Origin of the sequence: Streptococcus pluranimalium (assembly GCF_047785745.1) — a bacterium.
Lineage (GTDB): Bacteria > Bacillota > Bacilli > Lactobacillales > Streptococcaceae > Streptococcus > Streptococcus pluranimalium_B.
Window position 1 is genome coordinate 1 of sequence record NZ_JBLOJT010000206.1, and the last position, 1,031, is coordinate 1,031.

General features: G+C 39.9%; 2 protein-coding genes. Both read left to right on the top strand.

Going from position 1 to position 1,031, the window contains the following annotated elements; genetic code table 11:
* Window positions 1–172: 172 nt before the first annotated feature.
* Window positions 173–568 (top strand): IS110 family transposase, encoded by a 396-nt coding sequence (locus ACMZ6U_RS10500; protein ID WP_416108356.1) that lies wholly within the window; start codon window positions 173–175, stop codon window positions 566–568.
* A gap of 329 nt (window positions 569–897) precedes the next feature.
* The coding region (locus ACMZ6U_RS10505; protein ID WP_416108357.1) for a transposase at window positions 898–1,031 on the top strand (134 nt) is incomplete at its 3' end.

Here is a 1,031-nt window from a genome sequence, read left to right on the forward strand (position 1 = left end):
AATGTAGGTGAACAATACAAATCCGTAGTCTTTATTAGGGCTTTGCCTAACCTGTACACAAAACTGGAGGAATAAGAGTCATGAGATCACTCGACTATGCCTTGAGCGTGAAAATAAAATGACAACTAACCTCTTATTCGATTGTTCAAAATGAAAATAGGAGGCTCTTCGTATGGAAGTCATGATTGAAACCTGCTGTGGTATTGATGTTCACCAGAAATCCATTGTTTCTTGTATCCTAGATGGTCCGCTGGATACCAAAAAACCTAAAAAGCTTCAGAAGAAATTTGGAACAACAACCATCGCTCTTCAAAATGCCCTAACTTGGTTAGAAGAAAATCATGTGACGCATGTTTTCTTTGAGTCTACTGGTCAATACTGGGTGACACTCTTCAATATCTTCTCCGATTCTGAACTAACTCTCGTTCTAGCCAATCCTCAACACATCAAGAATGTACCTGGTCAAAAAACAGATATGAAAGATGCCGAATGGATGGCCCAACTGGGGCGCTGTGGTCTGATTGCGCCTTCTTATATCCCAAGTTCGGAAGTCATGCATTTACGATGACTGACACGCCGCCTGCGGTCTTATAAACAACGCCAAACCCAAGTCAAAAATGAAATCCATAACCTCCTTAAACGTACCAATATTAAGCTAACCAGTTATCTGTCTGACATTTTCTCTAAGACAGGACAGGCACTCTTGAACCTTTTCATCAACGGAGAAACGATTGATGTCGATACGATTTCTTCCTGTATCCATAAGCGAGTGAAAGCAAGTTCTGAAGAAACTCCTTGAAGCCATAAATGGGAAGCTGTTACTAGAAGACCGATTGTTATTGAATCAGAGTTTAGAAGAATATCGTATGTATCAAGAACTTATGGATAAATTAACTAGTGAGATTCAGGCTTATATCGAAAAGGAGTTTCCCTGAAGAAAATAAACTACTCCAAACCATTCCTGGAGTGAGTGAAGCTTGTGCAGCCACTATTTTAGCTGAGCTTGGACCAAATGTTGACACTTTTAAAAG